The organism is Herbaspirillum sp. DW155 (genome assembly GCF_037076565.1).
GTDB lineage: Bacteria > Pseudomonadota > Gammaproteobacteria > Burkholderiales > Burkholderiaceae_D > Herbaspirillum.
Genome location: NZ_AP029028.1, coordinates 1,978,421 through 1,997,238, shown reverse-complemented (window position 1 = coordinate 1,997,238; position 18,818 = coordinate 1,978,421). Strand labels below are relative to the sequence as shown.

The following is an 18,818-nucleotide window of genomic DNA, read 5'->3' as shown; positions in this document are numbered from 1 at the left end:
GTAAACTATTTTCTGATGCTTAGCCGTCCTTTGGACCTATCAACTCCGGATTCAGCCAGATGGCTCCCCTTTCCAGCACTTCCTTCCCGCTCGGCGCCGAAGCCGTCGACCTGATCGCCCGCGCCTCGGGAGCGGCCCTGCGTGGCGTCGACGATCCGATGTTGTCATTGCTGCACGAGATCATTGCCCAACGCAAGCTGTCGGCGCTGTTCCAGCCCATCGTGCGCATGCGCAACGGGGAAATCGTGGGATATGAAGGTTTGATCCGCGGCCCGTCCAATACCCCGCTGCATTCGCCGCTGGCGCTGTTCAAAGTGGCGCGCGCGCACAACCTGTCGGTGCAGATGGAATACCTGTGCCGCCACATCGTGCTGACCCGCTTTGCCCAGTTGGGCTTGCAGGGCAACCTGTTCCTGAACGTCTCGCCGGGTGCGCTCATGCAGCCCGAGGCGATTCAGGGAGAGACCCTGCGCTACCTGGAAAAGCTGGGAGTCAATCCGCAACGCATCATCATCGAGCTGACCGAGAACGAGCCCACCTACGACTATGCGCAGTTGCGCAATGCGGCTATGCATTACCGCGACATGGGCTTCCAGATCGCCATCGACGACCTCGGCGAAGGCTTCTCCAGCCTGCGCCTGTGGTCGGAGCTGCAACCGGAATACGTCAAGGTGGACATGCACTTCGTGCAAGGGATCAACCATGACCCCATGAAGCTGCAGTTCGTGCGCTCGATCCAGGAGATTGCCGAGAAGTCCGGCTCCATCGTCATCGCCGAAGGCATCGAATCGCAGGCGGAGCTGCTGACCATCCGCGACCTCGGTATTGCCTGCGGCCAGGGCTACCACATCTCGCGCCCGCTGCCGGAGCCGCCGGTCTCGATCTCGGAGGATGTCAGCAAGACCCTGCGCCGCGACAAGGTGCCGCTGTCGGCCAACAAGTATGGCCCGGGCAAGCGCAGCGCCACCGTCGCCAAGCTGCTGCGCGAGACCCAGTACGTCAGCCCGGAAGTGACCAATGATGCTGCCTACGACATGTTCGTCAACGATCCGCAGTTGCAGGCGCTGCCGGTGGTCAGCAATGGCCTGCCGATCGGACTCATCAACCGCTACAGCATGGTGGAGCGCTTCGCCCGTCTGTATGGACGCGAGCTGTATGGCAAGAAGTCCTGCGCCTTCTTCATGGACCCCAATCCTATCCTGACCGAACAGGACACCAGCCTGCAGGATCTCTCCAACCTGCTGGTGCATGCCGAGTCGCATCACCTGTCCAACGGCTTCATCATCACCGACCGGGGCCAGTACATGGGGCTGGGCACCGGCCACGATCTGCTGCGCGAAATCACGCAGATGCAGATCGACGCCGCCCGCCACGCCAATCCGCTGACGCAGTTGCCGGGCAACGTGCCCATCAACGATCACATCGAATACCTGCTGCAAAGCGGCGTGGAATTCTGCATCTGCTATTGCGACCTGGACCAGTTCAAGCCCTTCAACGATGTCTACGGCTACCGCAAGGGCGATGACATGATCCAGACCACCGGCCGCGTGCTGCAGCAGGCCTGCGATCCCAACCTGGACTTCATCGGCCACATCGGCGGGGATGATTTCCTCATCATGTTCCAGAGCGAAGACTGGGAAAAACGCTGCCGCAGCATCCTCGAGCAGTTCGAGGCGGAAACGCGCGCGCTCTACTACGACGAAGACGTCCAGCGCGGCGGCTACTACACCGAGGATCGCCAGGGCAACCGGATATTTCACCGGCTGGTGTCGCTGTCGCTGGGCTCGGTGAGGATCGAACCTTCGCAATACTCGTCGCCGCACCAGATCGCCTCGGCCGCCACCCGCGCCAAGAAGGAAGCCAAGAAGATCCAAGGCAACAGCCTCTTCATCGAGCGCCGCATCCCGACCACCTTCTCCTGGGCCCTCAAGGACGTTTAGCCAGCGCCACCAGGAAAACGTTTTCGCGCCCTTCCCCCCTTGCTGCGACGATAAAAAAACGGCTGCCTCTTGCGAGACAGCCGTTCTTCATATCAGAAGCCCGAAAAATGAATCAGGCGCCCGGCACCAGCCTGGTCACGCCGCCCATGTAGGGCTGCAGCACCTCGGGGATGTCCACGCTGCCATCGGCCTGCTGGTAGTTTTCCAGTACGGCCACCAGGGTGCGGCCCACCGCCAGGCCGGAACCGTTCAGGGTATGCAGCAGTTCCGGCTTGCCCTGGGCATTGCGGAAGCGGGCCTGCATGCGGCGCGCCTGGAAGGCTTCGCAGTTGGAGACCGACGAGATTTCACGATAGGTATTCTGCGCCGGCAACCAGACTTCGATGTCATAGGTCTTGGCCGCGCCAAAGCCCATGTCGCCGGTGCACAGGGTGATGACGCGATACGGCAGGCCGAGCTTCTTCAAGATGGTCTCCGCGTGGCCCAGCATCTCCTCCAGGGCTTCGTAGGACTTCTCGGGATGGACGATCTGCACCATTTCCACCTTGTCGAACTGGTGCTGGCGGATCATGCCGCGGGTGTCGCGGCCATAGGAACCAGCTTCCGAGCGGAAGCATGGCGAGTGAGCCGTAAATTTCATCGGCAGGGCATCGCCTGCGACGATTTCATCCCGCACGAAGTTGGTCAGCGGCACTTCGGCCGTGGGGATCAGGTACAGCGCGGCGTTCTCGGCCTCGCCTTCCTGGCCACCCTTCCTGGCTGCGAACAGGTCGGCCTCGAACTTGGGCAGCTGGCCGGTGCCGCGCAGGCTGTCGGCATTGACGATGTAGGGGGTGTAACACTCGGTATAGCCATGCTCCATCGTGTGGGTGTTGAGCATGAACTGCGCCAGCGCGCGGTGCAGGCGGGCGATGCCGCCCTTCAGGACGGCGAAGCGCGAGCCGGTCAGCTTGGTCGCGGTATCGAAGTCCAGGCCCAGCGGCGCGCCGACGTCGACGTGATCCTTGATCTCGAAGTCGAAGCTGCGGGGCGTACCAACCTTGCGCAGCTCGACGTTGCCGCTTTCGTCATTGCCGGCCGGCACGGATTCGTGCGGCAGGTTGGGCACGGCCTGCAGGAACAGGGTCATCTGCTGCTGCACCTCTTCCAGACGGGTAGCGGAAGCCTTCAACTCGTCGCCGATGCCGTTGACCTCGGCCATGACGGCAGAAGCGTCCTCACCTTTGCCCTTGAGCATGCCGATCTGCTTGGACAGCGTATTGCGCTTGCCCTGCAGTTCTTCGGTACGGGTCTGGATCTGCTTGCGCTCGGCTTCCAGCGCATTGAAGCCGGCCACGTCCAGGACGAACTTGCGGGCCGCCAGGCGGGCTGCGACGTTCTCGATGTCTTTACGGAGGAGTTGAATGTCGATCATGGGAAGAAATTACGATAGGGTTGATGCTCGAAACCGCGATTGTACCAAGTCGCGCACCCGCTACGGGCTTCCCGTGCGGCCGCGCCGCAATAAAATGCCACGGCAGCGGTAGCGGCCACCGTCCATGCGGGTTACCATGCCGCCCATTGCCTCCCTCTTGAGACCCGTTTGCCCATGTCCGTCCAGCCCGATCCCCGTCCGCCGCGCGAAGTCCCTGTCCTGTTTTCCCTGCTGGGCCTGGTGGCCGCCCTTGCCATCGGGCTCTGGGCCGGCATCCACTACATGTCCAACGACGCCAGCCTGTTCTATGGACTGATCGCCGGCCTCTCCTTCGGCGCCGCCTTCGCCTTCGGCCAGCAGATCAAGAACCGCCTGGTCCCGCCCAAGGAGCGCAAGACCGGCTGGAAGGTGCAGGCGCCGGGTGCCGCCGAGCTGTCCCCCACGCGCGTGGCCGCACAGCAGGCACGCAAGATCAGCGTCGAATTCGATGAAGAAGAAATCCGCACCATCGTGCGCGGCGCCAGGCGCGAGGGCATTGCCTGGCGTGAGGTGGACGACGTGACCATCCGCATCAGCGAGGATGCCCTGCCGCAACCGCAATGGATTCTGGCCGGCAAGAGCGGCGAAGATCACAAAGGCGTGTTGATTCCCAACGATGCCGATGGCCTGGAAGCGCTGATGGAGGCCATGAAGACGCGCCTGCCCGGCTATGACGATGACAAGAGCTATGAGACCGTGATCGCCGCCATGTCCGCCATGGAAGGCAGTTTCCACGTCTGGCACCGCCCGGCCGCCTGAGGCCCGCCTCAGTGCGGCGACTTGCCGCTTCCTGCCAATACCGGTTCCTCTGCCAGCCGCTGCGCCAGGAACTGGACGAAAGCACTCAGGCGCGGCGGCAGGTGACGCGTGGCCGGATACAGCGCCCACAAGTCGCCGCAATAACGTGTCCTGAAACTCCACTGCGGCAGCACCTGCACCAGACTCCCCTGCTCCAGCGCCGGCCTGGCGATGAAATACGGCAGGCTGGCAATCCCCAGATGCCGCAGCGCCGCGTCCAGCCGCACGCCGGTATGGTTGGCCGCATACCTTCCCCGCACCTCGACGTTGACCGATTTGCCCTGGCGGCGAAAGCGCCAGCGTGCATCTGCCGGTGATTCACCCAGGTAGATGCAGCTGTGTTCCTTCAGGGCCTGGGGCTGGGCAGGCGTACCGTGGCTGGCCAGGTAATGCGGCGTGGCGCACAGCAGGTGATCGATGCGCATCAGACGCCGCCCCATCAGCCCGAGCGGCGGCTGGTCGGTGATGCGGATGGCCAGGTCCACCTGGTCGTCGATGAGGTCCATGTAGCGGTCTTCCAGCCGCAGCAGCACGTCCACCCTCGGATGCGCGGCCAGGAAATCCGGCATATGCGGGTGGACCAGCGCATGTCCGACCGCCTTGGGCACGCTCACGCGCACCTGCCCTTGCGGTTCGGTATCGAAAGCGCCGGACACCGACAGCACGGCTTGCGCGGCGCTGAGCATGTCGCGGCAGCGGGCGTGGATCTCTTCGCCGCTTTCGCTCAGGCGCAGCTTGCGGGTGGTCCGCTGCAGCAGTTGCGTGCCGAGGGCTTTTTCCAGGCGGGCGACGGCGCGGCTGATGGCCGAGGGCGTGGCGCCCAGCTGGCGGGCGGCTTCCGAGAAGCTGCCGGTCTCGACCACCTTGGCGAAGACAGCCATTTCGTTCAACAGAGCGATGCTTTGATTTGTGCTCATGGTGCAAAGATCCTTTGCGTCGGTGCCGGATTATCGCAACTTGGTCCGGCCGATACAATGCACGACACTCGCCGCAAGCCACATTGAAAGCCTAGCCATGACCGAACGCCTCTACCTGACCGACCGCGCCCTGCGCGCCGACATCCACGTGCAGGACTGCACCCCGCAGGACGATGGCCGCTACGCCGTGCGCCTGTCGGCCACGCCCTTTCATCCGCAGGGCGGCGGCTAGCCCAGTGATACCGGCTGGATCGGTGACGTGGAAGTGCAGCGTGTGGTCAGCGAAAGTGAAGGCATCGTCCATTACACCGCAGCCCCCATCGCGCCGGGCCCGGCCGTGGCGACCGTCGACGCCGGGCCGCGCCGGTTGCATGCGCGCCTGCATTCGGCAGGCCATGTGATCGGGCAAGTGATGGCGGAACGGGGATGGAAGCCGACCAAGGCCCATCACTGGCCGGGAGAAGCGCGCGTAGTGGGCGTGGCTGCCGCGGCTGATGGGGCTGATGGCGCGGCGCAGGAACTGGTGCCGGCAGAACTGGAGCGCCGCTGCAATGACTTGCTGGCGCAGGATCTGCCCTGTGTGATGGCCATGGAAAACGGCTTGCGGCAGATCGGATTTGGCGATCTACCCGCCTATCCTTGTGGCGGCACGCATGTGGAGGCACTGGGGGAGATCGGGCAGATCCGGATCGAATCAGTGCGGGTCAAGAAGGGGGAGGCCTTGGTTCGGTATGACGTCTTCGCCTGAACACTATTGCTTGCGCGCTTCTTCATCCCACTGCCGCAGCGTATTGAGCTTCTCACCGATCTTGATCTCCAAGCCCCGCGGCACCGGCTGATACCAGCCGGGCTCGGCAATACCGTCGGGCAGATAAGTCTCCCCCGCCGCATACGCATTGGGCTCATCATGGGCATACCGGTATTCATGCCCGTAGCCCAATTCCTTCATCAGCTTGGTCGGCGCATTGCGCAGATGCACCGGCACTTCGCGGCTCTTGTCCTGCTTCACGAAAGCACGCGCCGCGTTATACGCGTTGTAGCCGGCATTGCTCTTGGCCGCCACCGCAAGATAGATCACCGCCTGCCCCAGCGCCAGTTCGCCTTCAGGGCTGCCCAGCCGTTCATAGGTCAGCGCGGCATCATTGGCGATCTGCATGGCGCGCGGGTCAGCCAGGCCGATGTCTTCCCAGGCCATGCGCACGATGCGCCGCGACAGGTAGCGCGGATCGGCACCGCCGTCGAGCATGCGCGTCAACCAGTACAACGCGGCATCCGGGTGCGAACCGCGCACCGACTTGTGCAGCGCTGAAATCTGGTCGTAGAAATTGTCGCCGCCCTTGTCGAAACGGCGGCTGTTGAGCGTCAGCGCATTCTGCAGGAATTCGGCCGTGACCAGTGGCGTGCCGGTAGTGCGTGCGGCCGTCTGGGTCTGCTCCAGCAGATTGAGGAAGCGGCGGGCGTCGCCATCGGCATAGCCGATGATGGTGTCCGTAGCCTGTGCGTCGAATTGCAGGTCGCCCAGCGCCTTCTCTTGCGCACGCTTGAGCAGCTGCTTGAGCTCCTCATCAGTGAGCGACTTCAACACGTACACCTGCGCACGCGACAACAGCGCCGAATTGACCTCGAAGGAAGGGTTCTCAGTGGTGGCACCGATGAAGGTCACCAGCCCGCTTTCTGCATAGGGCAACAGCGCATCCTGCTGCGACTTGTTGAAGCGGTGAATCTCATCCACGAACAGAATCGTGTGCTTGCCCATCGCCAGATTCTGCTCGGCCTGCTCCATGGCCGCGCGGATATCCTTCACGCCCGAAAACACCGCCGAGAGCGCAATGAATTCGCAGTCGAAAGCCGTCGCGGTCAGCCGCGCCAGCGTGGTCTTGCCCACGCCGGGCGGCCCCCAGAAGATCATCGAATGCGGCTTGCCCGACTGAAAGGCCAGCCGCAAGGGCTTGCCTTCGCCCAACAGATGCGACTGCCCGATGACCTCATCGAGCGTCTTGGGACGCAGCGCCTCAGCCAGCGGCGCGGCGGGTTCTTGCGCGAACAGGTCAGCCATGCGCCGCCTCCTGCACATCAGCAAGATCGGAGAAGAAGGACCGCTGCATGGCGGCCAGGGAAATAAAGTTCATAGTCATCAGGATGCGGGCGCAGCGCCGGATTGCAAGGCGCGTTCACCAAAGGCCGTAGTCTAACGCAGCAGGCCGGCGCGAGGGCGATTGCGCGATGAAGGGCTGCGCCGGCGGCCATCCGCCGCAGAGGTTAAAATGCGGCCTGCGCGTTTTTCTTCATATCGCCCTTTTCCCTGCCCTTTCCTCTGCTTTCCATGCCCTTCGTCGTCACCGATTCCTGTATCCAGTGCAAGTACACCGATTGCGTCAGCGTCTGCCCCATGGACTGCTTCGTGGAAGGCCCGAATTTCCTGGCCATCGATCCGGACGGCTGCATCGACTGCTCCATGTGCGTGCCGGAATGCCCGGTCGGCGCCATCTACAACGCCACCGACCTGCCCGCCGCGCTGGCCCATTTCGAGGACCTCAACGCCCGTCTGGCCAAGATGCCGGGCTGGAGGCCCATCACCAAGGCCCAGCCGCCCCTGCCCGATCATGCGCAGTGGAAGGATGTTACCGACAAGCTGCCCCTGCTGCAGATGCCCGAGCCCTGAAACGCACGCGCCTCACATGAAAACAGCCCCGCAAGCGCAAGCCTGCGGGGCTGTTTTCATGTGAGGCGAAAGCCGATCAGTTCTCGAACACGTCGGCACCCTTCGGCACCGTGAAGTTGAAGCTGTTGCCCTTCAACGGCGGATTCTTCTCGAAGCTGTCGAAGCTCAGTACCGAGACCTGACCAAAGGAATCATGCAGTTCCATAGCCACCGGCGTGCCATTCTTCAGGCCGATGCCGATGTTGTCAAAGGTCGTGTCCTTGCTCTTGGGTACGGCTTGCAGCCATTCCAGACCATCCTTGGTGCCGGCTTCCTTGAGTGTGAAGTTTTTTTCCAGATCGTTGCTGCCGAAGAGGATGGCCGCCGGCGAAGAGCCCAGCGCATTGCCCAGTTTCTTGGTGGTGACCTGGTTGAGATCCTTGTCGTAGATGAAGAGTTTTTCCCCATCGGCCTGAATCACCTGCTCATAAGGCTTCTGGTAGGTCCAGATGAATTTGCCGGGACGCGAAAACACAAAGCTGCCGCTGGACGTGTTGACCACCTTGGACGTGCCATTCTCCACCCGCACCATGCGCTGGGTGAACGTACCCTTGGCCGACTGCGTGCTGCTGACGAACTGCTTGAACTGGTCCAGCGCGGCGGCCGAAGCGCGGCCCGGGGTCAGCGCGGTGATGGCGATGGCACCGGCCACGGCCAGAGCGGAAAGACCTGCTGCCATCATCAGGCGGCGCAGCTTGAACGTACGGGCTTGCGCAGGGCGCGAGCGGAAAGCGTTTCTGGAATTGTCCATGTTGTTTGATTCCTTCTTGACTTGACGCCACCGGCAAGGTGGCGGCCGGCACGATGGTGGCCGGCCTTCAGGGCAGGTTGATGAGGAGGGAAGACCGCTTATTCAGCCGCATCGCCGGCACCTGCCGGCACCAGGATTTCACGGTTGCCATTGGATTGCATGGTGGAGACCAGGCCACTTTGCTCCATCTGCTCCAAAAGGCGCGCGGCGCGGTTGTAGCCGATGCGCAGGTGACGCTGCACCAGCGAGATCGAGGCCCGGCGATGTTTCAGGACCACGGCCACGGCCTGGTCGTACATCTCGTCGCCTTCGCCGCCACCGGCACCGGCCGCAGCACCGCTGCCACTGCCACCGCCACCGTCGGCGTCCTCCAGCACGCCTCCCTCTAGGATGCCCTCGATGTAATTCGGTTCCCCCTGGGATTTCAGGTGTTCCACCACGCGGTGCACTTCGTCATCCGACACGAAGGCGCCGTGCACGCGCACCGGCAAGGCCGTGCCGGGCGGGTTGTAGAGCATGTCACCCATGCCCAGCAGGGTTTCGGCGCCCATCTGGTCAAGGATGGTGCGCGAGTCGATCTTGGACGACACCTGGAAGGCGATACGCGTAGGCACGTTGGCCTTGATCAGGCCGGTGATGACATCCACCGAAGGACGCTGCGTAGCCAGGATCAGGTGGATGCCGGCCGCGCGCGCCTTCTGGGCGATACGGGCGATCAGTTCTTCGACCTTCTTGCCCACCACCATCATCAGGTCGGCCAGTTCGTCGATGATGATGACGATGGTTTCCAGCTGCTCCAGTGGCTCCGGCGCATCCGGGGTGAGGCTGAAGGGATTGGGGATCTTCTCGCCACGCTTCTCGGCGTCGATGATCTTCTGGTTGTAGCCGGCCAGGTTGCGCACGCCCAGCTTGGACATCTTCTTGTAGCGGCGCTCCATCTCTTCCACTGCCCAGTTCAGGGCGTGGCCGGCCTGGCGCATGTCGGTCACCACCGGCGCCAGCAGGTGCGGAATGCCTTCATAGATCGACAGTTCCAGCATCTTGGGATCGATCAGGATCAGGCGCACCTGGCGCGGCGAAGACTTGTAGAGCAGCGACAGGATGGTGGCATTGATGCCCACCGACTTGCCCGAGCCGGTGGTACCGGCCACCAGCAAGTGCGGCATCTTGGCCAGGTCGGCCACCACCGGATTGCCGGCGATGTCCTTGCCCAGCGCCACGGTCAGGCTGGAATGGCTGTCGTTGTACACCTTGGAACCAAGGATCTCGGTCAGGCGCACGATCTGGCGCTTGGGATTGGGCAGCTCCAGGCCCATGAAATTCTTGCCCTGGATGACTTCCACCACGCGAATCGACGTCAGCGACAGCGAACGCGCCAGGTCGCGCGCCAGGTTGACGATCTGGCTGCCCTTCACACCCGTGGCCGGTTCGATCTCGTAGCGGGTGATCACCGGGCCGGGATAGGCCGCCACCACCTTGACTTCGACACCGAAGTCGGCCAGCTTCTTTTCGATCAGGCGGCTGGTGAATTCCAGGGTTTCCACCGAGACCGTCTGCTGCGCAGGCGGGGCCTCATCCAGCAGCGACAGCGGCGGCAGTTCGCTATTGAGGTCATCGAAGAGGCTGGTCTGCTTCTCCTTCTGCACGCGGTCCGATTTCTGCACCTCCACGATCTGCGGTTCGATGCGGATCGGCGGGGCTTCCACGATCTTGGCGCGCTCCTGCACCACGCTTTCCTCGCGCTTGACGGCGGCTTCCTGGCCGGCGCGGCGGTCGGCACGGGCAGCGAAGAAGTCGCGCACGGCGAAGAGGCCATCCTCGATCAGGCCGCCAATGCGCTCCACCGCCGCCAGCCAGGACACCTGGAACAGCAGCGAGAAGCCCAGCCCGAAGAGCAGCAACAGCAAGAGCGTAGAGCCCGTGAAGCCGAAGGTCGGCTGCATGGCCGAGCCGATCATTTCGCCCAGCACGCCACCGGAAGAATGCGGCAGCCTGGGTGCGAAGCGATGCATGCGGGTGAATTCGATGCCCATGCTGCCGGTGAGCATGAAGACGAAGCCGACCGCGCGGATGAGCGGTTCCTGCTGGTGTTCCGGCTCCACCGGCTGGGCCACCAGGAAACGGTTGGACAGGCGCCGATAACCGGTCCACACCGAGCGGCCCAGCAAGACGCACCACCACCAGGCCGACAGGCCGAAGATGTAGAGCAGCAGGTCGGCCGTCCAGGCGCCGACGCGGCCGCCCCAGTTGCCCACGTGCGGCACCGAGCTGGCCACCGACCAGCCGGGATCGGTCTTGGCATAACTCAGCAGGATCAGCGCCAGATAGGCCAGCAAGGCCGCCAGCGCCAGCCAGCGCGCCTCCGATAACAGCCGCACCAGACGGTTGGGCATGGGAGGCGCCGGTGTCTTGGTGGTGCGAATGTGGGCTTGACTCGTCTTGGACATAACTTCCGTACAAAAAAATACGCCGTCATTGTAACGGCATTGCATTGGCGCTTCGCGGTTTTGCGCAGGGCGGCGGGAAACCCGCTGCACTGACCGTCATGGGCCGCTATCGTTCTGGTTGTGCTGTCTTTTTGTTCATATTCTGAACAGCGATACTGTTATTCCAAACCCCTCCCGGCTATCGCCGACATAGCGTAATTCCATGAGCCCGAATGAAGGCATGGACTATAATCTTACCCGTTTTGCAGCGCCGCAAACCGCAAACTTGCGCGCACGCAACCGCTTCCCCTGCCCTGGCCGCGCTGGTGTCTACGCCGGCCGGGAATTGAAATCCCGCGAGTCGCCTCAAGCTGCAGAGGCCATCCCGCAACCTTTTTTGATGAGTAGCTTATGAGCACGCCCAAACATGCCAAGGTCCTGATTCTCGGCTCCGGCCCCGCCGGCTATAGCGCCGCCGTCTATGCCGCGCGCGCCAACCTGAACCCGGTGCTGATCACCGGCGTGGAGCAAGGCGGCCAGCTGATGACCACCACCGACGTCGAGAACTGGCCCGGCGACCCGCTGGGCGTGCAAGGTCCGGAACTGATGCAGCGCCTGTTGCAGCACGCCGAGCGCTTCAATACCGAGATCATCTTCGATCACATCCACACCACCAGGCTTTCCGAGCGCCCCTTCCGCCTCATCGGCGACAACGGTGAATACACTGCGGACGCGCTCATCATCGCCACCGGCGCCTCGGCCCAGTATCTCGGCCTGCCTTCGGAACAGGCCTTCATGGGCCGTGGCGTGTCAGCCTGCGCCACCTGTGACGGTTTCTTCTATCGCGGCCGCGAAGTGGCCGTGGTCGGCGGCGGCAACACTGCCGTGGAAGAAGCGCTGTACCTCTCCAACATCGCCAGCAAGGTCACCATCGTGCACCGCCGCGACAAGTTCCGCGCCGAGCCCATCCTGATCGACCGCCTGTTGCACAAGGTCAGCGAGGGCAAGATCGCCATCCAGTGGCACTCCACCCTGGATGAAGTGGTCGGCGACGACAGCGGCGTGACCGGCATCAAGATCAAGTCGACCCAGGACGGTTCCATCACCGAGATCCCGGTGCATGGCCTGTTCATCGCCATCGGCCACAAGCCCAATACCAGCATCTTCGAAGGCCAGCTGGAGATGCAGAACGGCTACCTCAAGACCCGCACCGGCACCGAAGGCTTTGCCACCGCCACCAGCATCGATGGCGTCTTCGCCGCCGGCGACGTGCAAGACCATATCTACCGCCAGGCCATCACCAGCGCCGGCACAGGTTGCATGGCAGCACTGGATGCACAGCGCTATCTGGAAGGCCTCGAATAAAGTAAATTGCTGTAAAATGCTGCACTGCGAGAACTCGCAGCGCAACGGGCACTCCAAAAGCCGGTGACGAGTTGTCGTCCCGGCTTTTTTGTTTCACTCGAGCAATCCAACCAGAAGAATCATCAAGTCCGAGGAAAGCATCGTGCCCTATTATCCGTCCCCCTCTCCTGCGCGCGGCCACTCGCCCGCGCTCAAGGCAGCACTGGCCACCGTGAGCCTGGGTGCCGTACTGATCGCCTGCAGCGCTTCGCGCGAAACGCCCGGGGCGCAGGCCGGCGGCGGCCAATGCGATGCGTCGCGGGCCGACCACCTGATCGGCGAAAACTACAGCGGCTACATCGAACGCCAGGCCCTGGCTGAATCGGGTGCGACCGACATCCGCGTGCTCAAGCCGGGCGACGCCGCCACCATGGACTTCAACCCGCGCCGCCTGAATCTGCACGTCGATCCGGGCCTGGTCATCATCCAGGTCGCCTGCGGCTGAAGGCTGCGCCCGCTTCTGCTAAAGTAGCCATTCAGGGAACTATTCGCTACAGGGGTTGGGTGGCTGTCATGGCGACAATGAAGGATTTCTCGGCGCTCAAGGGATTGCGCCGCGATTTGCAGGAACAGGAAAAAGCGCGCGCACTGGCCTTGGCCGAGCGCCAGCGTCAGGAAGCGGCAGCCCGCGAGGAGGCCAATCTCTTCCGCAACAGCATCGGCGCGGTCGCGCCCTTGCGCCCCACGGTGGTCGACAAGGCCCATTACCCGCCCCAACCGCCTCTGCCCATTCCCCGCCAGCATCTGGCCGATGAACAGGCAGCGCTGCTGGAGTCGCTCTCGGATGAGTTCACCATCGAGACCTTGATGGACAGCGACGAAAACCTCAGTTTCGCCCGTCCCGGCGTGGGCGTGGATGTCTTGAGCAAGCTGCGCCGTGGCAACTGGGTGATCCAGGCCCAGCTCGACCTGCACGGCTATCGCCGAGACCAGGCGCGGGAGGCATTAGGTGAATTTTTGCGCCAGTCGCGCCGCCGCGGCCTGCGCTGCGTGCGGGTGATCCACGGCAAGGGGCTCGGTTCGGTGAACAAGGAGCCCGTTCTCAAGCACAAGGTGCGCAACTGGCTGGCCCAGAAGGATGAAGTGATGGCCTTTTGCCAAGCCCGCGCAGCCGATGGCGGCGCGGGCGCGCTGGTGGTGCTGCTGCGCTCCAGCGAGCGGGCCTAGGGCGAAGGCGAGAGGCCGCCACGACGTCGGCCTCAGGCCGTGGCCAGCGTATCAAGCATGGCCACGATGGCCTCGAAATGCGGCCGTGCCGCTGCATCGGCCGACAGGCAGGCCTGGCGCAAAGCCGCCAGGGTAGCGCGCTGCTTCTGTCCCGCTTCATCGACTGGCTGGCCGTGCGCCAGCAATTCTTCCAGCAGACATCCATAAGCCCGCACTTCCATGGCCTGCACGCCCCAGGCATGCGGCGCGCCGGCATCGTAAAACCAGGCCGCGCCAAAATCTCCCAGCAAGGCTTCCCCTTCCCGATGCAGGATGTTGTGGCCGTACAGGTCGCCATGCACGATGCCCTGCGCATGCAGATGTGCCGCCGCCGAGGCGATATCGCGTGCAATGGCCAGCACCTGGGTCCAGGCCAGGGTGAAGTCTTGTGCATAGACGTCGCGCGTGCAGGATTGCAGGCTGGGCGGGCCGGCCAGGGTCTTGAAATCCGGATCGATCAGGGGCATCACCAGGCCTTGCGCGGCCTGCGGATGTCCTTGCAAGCGCCCCAGCACGGGGATCAGACCGCGATGGCTGCCGGCCGTGATGCAGGCGGCCATTTCACGCTCGGGCAGGCCGTCGCTGGTGACGGCGCCCTTGAAGAGCTTGACCGCCACGGGCTGGCTCTTGTCCTCCACTGTCCAGCGCGCCGCGTGGATCACGCCGGAAGCGCCCTCGCCCAGCTTCTCGGCCAGCTGTAGATCGTCCCAGTCTATGCCCGCCACCTGGGCATTGCGATCCGCCGCGTCCTCCACTGCCCGGCACCAGGGATTGCCCGCCATGGCCAGCCAGCTCAGGCGCGGCAGCGTCAGCAGCCAGTGCGGAAACTCTTCCAATGCATTGGCCGACAGGCGCAGCAGCTCCAGATTGCGGCAGGCCGCCAGTTCGGGCGGCAGGGTGCGCAGGCGGTTACCGGCCAGCATCAGCTTCTGCAGGCGCTTGCACTGTCCGATGCTGAACGGCAACTGCGCGATACGGTTGTCGGTCAGCACCAGCCAGCGCAGCGCGGGTGGCAGCGATTCGGCAGGAACGTGTTCGATGCGGTTGGCCTTGAAACCGATCATCTCCAGCGACGGGCAGCGCCCCAGAACGGCGGGTAACTCGGTAAAGGGATTGTCGGAACAGAAGACGATGCGCAGCCGGTGCAGACGCGGCAGGTCATCTGGCAAGGTCGTCAGTTCGTTGCCGCTCAAGTCCAGAATCTCGAGGGTTTCAGCCAGGGTGAAGATTTCTCGCGGGAATTCGCGCAGGCCGCACGAGAGAGACAGGCGGGTAATGCCTTCCAGGGCGCCGCTGCGCAGTTGTTCCAGGGTGTGCATGCAGAGAAGTGAAGAAACAGACGAAAACGCGGAGTTTAGCAGCCACAGCCCTGGCATTCAGAACAAATCGAGCTGCGCATCATTGCCGGTGGCGCGGCCCGGTACCAGCACAGGCCGCCGAAAACGACTGGCATCCAGCGTAGCAAAAGCCCGGTTGCGATGATCGATGCCCAGGCGCCGGCTGGCCTTCTCGAAGCGCTGATGCAGCAGGTCGGCCCAGACACCCGTGCCGCGCATGCGGGTAGCGAAATCGGCGTCGTAATCCTTGCCGCCGCGCATGTCCTGGATGCGGTTCATCACCCGCGCCGCACGGTCGGGGAAATGCGCCTGCAGCCACTGCCGGAACAGCGGGCTGACTTCCCACGGCAGGCGCAGCACGATGTAACCCGCTTGCCGCGCACCGGCTTCGACGGCGGCTTGCATGACGCGCTCCAGGTCCGGCTCGGTCACGAAGGGAATCACCGGGGCGATCGATACGCTTACCGGAATGCCCGCCTCGGCCAAGGTGCGGATCACCCGCAACCGCCGCGCCGGACTGGCCGCACGCGGCTCCAGCGTGCGGGCAATGGCGGGGTCGAGCGTGGTGATGGTGACTGCGACGATGGCCTGCCCTTTGGCAGCCATCGGCGCCAGCAGGTCGATGTCGCGCTCGATCAGGGAGGACTTGGTAATCATCGCCACCGGATTGTCGCAATCATGCAGGATCTGCAGGATGCGCCGGGTCAGCTGGCGTTCGCGCTCGATGGGCTGGTAGGCATCGGTATTGATGCCCACCGTGATGGTGTCGGGCTGGTAGGACGGCCTGGCCAGCTCGCGCAGCAGCACTTCGGGCGCATTGCGCTTGGCCACCAGCCGGCTTTCGAAATCCAGCCCGGGCGAGAGGCCCAGGTAACTATGCGAAGGCCGCGCGAAACAATAGATGCACCCATGCTCACATCCACGATAGGGATTGAGGGAAAGCGAAAACGGCAAGTCCGGCGAACTGTTGCGGCTGATGATGGACCTGGCGTCTTCCTCGGTGACGATGGTCTTCAGGCGCGGGGCTTCGTCTTCCTCTCCAAGCTCCTCCACAAGTTCCCCCGTAGCAGGAAAACCGATGGCCTGCCAGCCATCGTCGAACTCTTCCCGCGCCACCGATTCGTAACGCCCGCGCAGGTTGGTGACGGCACCCCGGCCCTTCCGGGCGACCTGGCTGCGATGGACGAAGCTTTCCGGCGTGAGCGTGGCGTCGTCCTCGCCGGAAGGCGCCGGCTGGTCCGGAAAAGGCCGGGCAATGCCCTGCGGAAATTTGGGGAAGGAGGCCAAAGGCAAGCTCAACGATACTGTATATATAAACAGTATTTTGCCTTCACTTTGAGGCTACTGCAAATGCTGTTTCAATTTGTCCGGCTGCCGCATTAATCGGTTATGCTAGTTCACCCTCAGCTTCCCGACAGCGAAGAAAGCGACCATCAAGGGGGAACAAGGACCGCCAGAGGTCCCAAGGAGACAAGGATGCAATACCAGGCAAACCGGCCCGGTGCCGGCGCATTGCTGGGCGCCTCGCCGCTGGTGCAGGCCAGTGCCGAGGGCATGCCGGATCTGCAGGCCATCGAACGCTCGCACCAGCGCAGTTCGTCCTACGGCATCACGCGCGGCCAGCGGCCCGATCTGGACTCGCTCTCGCGCGCCGACCTGGCGCAGACGCTGGAAGCCAACCAGACCCTCTCCGGCCACGCCCGCCCGGTCATGGAAACCCTCTACGACCAGATCCGCAATACCCACAGCATGGTGATCCTGTCGGACGCCGAAGGCACCATCCTGCACACCCTGGGCGACAGCGATTTCCTCGCCAAGGCCGACCGCGTGGCGCTGGGTGCGGGCAGTCGCTGGTCCGAACAGTTGCGCGGCACCAATGCCATCGGCACCGCCCTGTTCGAACAGAAGCCGACCACCGTGCATGCCCAGCAGCACTATCTGGACGCCAACCGCTTCCTGACCTGTTCGGCCGCTCCCATCTTCGACCATCGCGGCCAGGTGCTGGGGGTGCTGGACGTCTCCGGCGAATGCGGCAGCTTTCACAAGCACACCATGGCGCTGGTGCGCATGTCGGCCCAGATGATCGAAAATCATCTGCTGGCCGGCAGCTTCCCCGATTGCATCACCCTGCACTTCCACAGCCGCGCCGAATTCGTCGGCACGCTGGTCGAAGGCATCGTCAGCTTCACGCCCGGCGGGCGTTTCCTGGCGGCCAACCGCAGTGCCCAGTTCCAGCTCGGGCTGACGCTCTCGGCGCTGCAATCGCATACCTTTGCGTCCCTCTTCGGGGTGCCGCTGTCGCTGCTGTTCGAGCACCACCGCAAGGCTGCCTCGGGCTTGCTGGAGCTGTGCCTGCACAATGGCATCCGCATCCATGGCCGCGCCGAACTGCGGTTGCGCGACCAGCATTTCCAGAATGCGCGCGAAGCTGTCATCGATACGCCGCACGCCATCCCCGCTGCGCGCCCGGCACCGGCCGCGCGCCCGCATCCGGGCCAGACCCGGCCGGGCCTGCAGGCGCTCGATACGGGCGACGCCCGCATGAGCGCCCTCATCGCCAAGTTGCGCAAGGTGATCGACCGCGACATCCCTGTCCTCATCACCGGCGAAACCGGCACCGGCAAGGAATGGCTGGCCCAGGCCATCCATCGCGAGAGCGCGCGCTTCCGGGCCGCGCAGACCCGTGGTGGCGCAGCGCCCTTCGTGGCGGTCAATTGTTCGGCCATTCCCGAGAACCTGATCGAGGCCGAACTGTTCGGCTATGAAGACGGCGCCTTCACCGGCGCACGCCGCAAGGGCGCGTTGGGCAAGATCGCACAGGCCCAGGGCGGCACCCTCTTCCTCGATGAGATCGGCGACATGCCGCTGGCCCTGCAAGGCCGTCTGCTGCGGGTCTTGCAGGAACGCGCCGTAACGCCGCTGGGCAGCCAGCGCGTCATCCCGGTGGACTTTGCGCTGGTCTGCGCGACCAACCAGCCACTGCGCGACATGGCCGCGCGCCATACCTTCCGCGAAGACCTGTACTACCGCATCAACGGCTTGCAGGTAAAGCTGCCCGCCTTGCGCGAGCGCAGCGACCTGAGTGCATTGATCGACCGCATCCTGGAACAGGAAGGCGGCCCCGATGCGCCGCGTTTTGATGCCCAGGCCCTGGCATTGCTGCAATCCAGCCGCTGGCCGGGCAATCTGCGGCAACTGTCCAACCTGATCCGCACGGCGCTGGCCATGGCCGAGGGTGAGGCCTGGATTGGGGTGGAACACCTGCCAGATGACTTTCTGGAAGAGGCAGCGCCGGTGCAGGCGGCTTGCGCGCTGCCTGCCCAAACGGCATATGAAGAAAAACGCGAAAAATCGCTGACCATGCACGACAGCGAATGGGCCGCCATCGAGCGCGCCCTGCGCAGCCATGACGGCAACGTCAGTGCCGCCGCCAAGGCGCTGGGGGTGTCGCGCAATACGCTCTATCGGCGCTTCAAGTCACGCGGGCACTGAGCGGCGCGAGAGCGTCATATTCCTCATCGGTGAACAACCTTGAGCGCGTCAGGAAGCGCTTGCCGCTGCCGTTCTCCAGCGAGAACATGCCGCCGTTGCCATTGACCACATCGATGATCAGTTGCGTGTGTTTCCAGTAGTCGAACTGGTCAGCGCCGATGTAGAACGGCACGCCATCGATCTGGCCAAGATGCACATCGGTATCGCCCAGCGTGAAGTCGCCGGCCGGATAGCACATCGGCGCACTGCCATCGCAGCAGCCACCGGACTGGAAGAAGATCAGCTCGCCATGCCGCGCCTTCAACTGGCGCAGCAACTCCACCGTGGCCTCGGTGGCCGTCACCCTGGGCAATGCATTCATCGCCGCTCTCCTGTTGGATCTGCAAAAAAAAA

17 protein-coding genes are annotated in these 18,818 nt (G+C 63.7%); 9 read left to right on the top strand and 8 right to left on the bottom strand.

Translation table 11 applies throughout. From position 1 onward, the window contains the following. The first annotated feature begins 59 nt into the window (after positions 1-59). Complete coding sequence (locus AACH55_RS09000; RefSeq protein WP_338719089.1) at positions 60-1,940, top strand: GGDEF domain-containing protein; 1,881 nt, start codon at positions 60-62, stop codon at positions 1,938-1,940. A 112-nt stretch (positions 1,941-2,052) separates the two neighbouring features. Here the strand turns inward: AACH55_RS09000 and serS are convergent, their stop codons facing one another. Then, positions 2,053-3,354 (bottom strand): serine--tRNA ligase, encoded by a 1,302-nt coding sequence (gene serS / locus AACH55_RS08995; protein WP_338719088.1) that lies wholly within the window; start codon positions 3,352-3,354, stop codon positions 2,053-2,055. 174 nt (positions 3,355-3,528) lie between these two features. On the opposite strand from serS, the gene AACH55_RS08990 reads away from it, so the two are divergent. Continuing rightward, positions 3,529-4,152, top strand: a complete 624-nt coding sequence (locus AACH55_RS08990) for an anaphase-promoting protein (protein ID WP_338719087.1) — start codon at positions 3,529-3,531, stop codon at positions 4,150-4,152. 8 nt (positions 4,153-4,160) lie between these two features. Here AACH55_RS08990 and AACH55_RS08985 read toward each other — a convergent pair whose 3' ends face one another. Then, complete coding sequence (locus AACH55_RS08985) at positions 4,161-5,108, bottom strand: LysR family transcriptional regulator (protein ID WP_338719086.1); 948 nt, start codon at positions 5,106-5,108, stop codon at positions 4,161-4,163. A 97-nt stretch (positions 5,109-5,205) separates the two neighbouring features. On the opposite strand from AACH55_RS08985, the gene AACH55_RS08980 reads away from it, so the two are divergent. Further along, entirely contained in the window at positions 5,206-5,340 is a 135-nt protein-coding gene (locus AACH55_RS08980) for a hypothetical protein (protein ID WP_338719085.1), read from the top strand. 27 nt (positions 5,341-5,367) lie between these two features. Continuing rightward, positions 5,368-5,856, top strand: coding sequence for an alanyl-tRNA editing protein (locus AACH55_RS08975; protein ID WP_338719084.1), 489 nt, complete (start codon positions 5,368-5,370; stop codon positions 5,854-5,856). Between the two features lie 3 nt (positions 5,857-5,859). Here AACH55_RS08975 and AACH55_RS08970 read toward each other — a convergent pair whose 3' ends face one another. Next, positions 5,860-7,164 (bottom strand): replication-associated recombination protein A, encoded by a 1,305-nt coding sequence (locus AACH55_RS08970; RefSeq protein ID WP_338719083.1) that lies wholly within the window; start codon positions 7,162-7,164, stop codon positions 5,860-5,862. Between the two features lie 267 nt (positions 7,165-7,431). Here AACH55_RS08970 and fdxA point away from each other — a divergent pair, with 267 nt between their 5' ends. Then, entirely contained in the window at positions 7,432-7,770 is a 339-nt protein-coding gene (fdxA, locus tag AACH55_RS08965; protein ID WP_338719082.1) for a ferredoxin FdxA, read from the top strand. A 76-nt stretch (positions 7,771-7,846) separates the two neighbouring features. Here the strand turns inward: fdxA and lolA are convergent, their stop codons facing one another. Then, complete coding sequence (gene lolA, locus AACH55_RS08960) at positions 7,847-8,560, bottom strand: outer membrane lipoprotein chaperone LolA (RefSeq protein WP_338719081.1); 714 nt, start codon at positions 8,558-8,560, stop codon at positions 7,847-7,849. Positions 8,561-8,658: 98 nt separating this feature from the next. Next, positions 8,659-11,007: a DNA translocase FtsK 4TM domain-containing protein gene (locus AACH55_RS08955; RefSeq protein WP_338719080.1), complete on the bottom strand. Its 2,349-nt coding sequence runs from the start codon at positions 11,005-11,007 to the stop codon at positions 8,659-8,661. Between the two features lie 390 nt (positions 11,008-11,397). Between AACH55_RS08955 and trxB the strand changes: the two genes are divergently transcribed. The 3 genes from trxB (at position 11,398) to AACH55_RS08940 (ending at position 13,557) form a co-directional block, all read left to right on the top strand. Continuing rightward, positions 11,398-12,351 carry a thioredoxin-disulfide reductase gene (gene trxB / locus AACH55_RS08950; protein ID WP_338719079.1) on the top strand — a complete coding sequence of 318 codons (954 nt, stop codon included), beginning with the start codon at positions 11,398-11,400 and terminating at the stop codon, positions 12,349-12,351. A gap of 142 nt (positions 12,352-12,493) precedes the next feature. Beyond that, positions 12,494-12,835 (top strand): I78 family peptidase inhibitor, encoded by a 342-nt coding sequence (locus AACH55_RS08945; protein ID WP_338719078.1) that lies wholly within the window; start codon positions 12,494-12,496, stop codon positions 12,833-12,835. Positions 12,836-12,903: 68 nt separating this feature from the next. Continuing rightward, positions 12,904-13,557, top strand: coding sequence for a Smr/MutS family protein (locus tag AACH55_RS08940; protein ID WP_338719077.1), 654 nt, complete (start codon positions 12,904-12,906; stop codon positions 13,555-13,557). A gap of 32 nt (positions 13,558-13,589) precedes the next feature. Here AACH55_RS08940 and AACH55_RS08935 read toward each other — a convergent pair whose 3' ends face one another. After that, a complete protein-coding gene (locus AACH55_RS08935) occupies positions 13,590-14,915 on the bottom strand; it encodes a leucine-rich repeat-containing protein kinase family protein (protein WP_338719076.1) in 1,326 nt (441 codons plus the stop codon). Between the two features lie 57 nt (positions 14,916-14,972). Further along, positions 14,973-16,220 carry a PA0069 family radical SAM protein gene (locus tag AACH55_RS08930; RefSeq protein WP_338720230.1) on the bottom strand — a complete coding sequence of 416 codons (1,248 nt, stop codon included), beginning with the start codon at positions 16,218-16,220 and terminating at the stop codon, positions 14,973-14,975. Between the two features lie 189 nt (positions 16,221-16,409). Between AACH55_RS08930 and AACH55_RS08925 the strand changes: the two genes are divergently transcribed. Next, on the top strand, positions 16,410-18,425 hold the full coding sequence (locus tag AACH55_RS08925) for a sigma-54-dependent Fis family transcriptional regulator (RefSeq protein ID WP_338719075.1): 2,016 nt from the start codon (positions 16,410-16,412) through the stop codon (positions 18,423-18,425). On the opposite strand, the gene AACH55_RS08920 is transcribed toward AACH55_RS08925, so the two are convergent. Continuing rightward, positions 18,406-18,786 carry a DUF779 domain-containing protein gene (locus tag AACH55_RS08920; protein WP_338719074.1) on the bottom strand — a complete coding sequence of 127 codons (381 nt, stop codon included), beginning with the start codon at positions 18,784-18,786 and terminating at the stop codon, positions 18,406-18,408. The two genes, AACH55_RS08925 and AACH55_RS08920, sit on opposite strands and share 20 nt — an antisense overlap. Between the last annotated feature and the right edge of the window lie 32 nt (positions 18,787-18,818).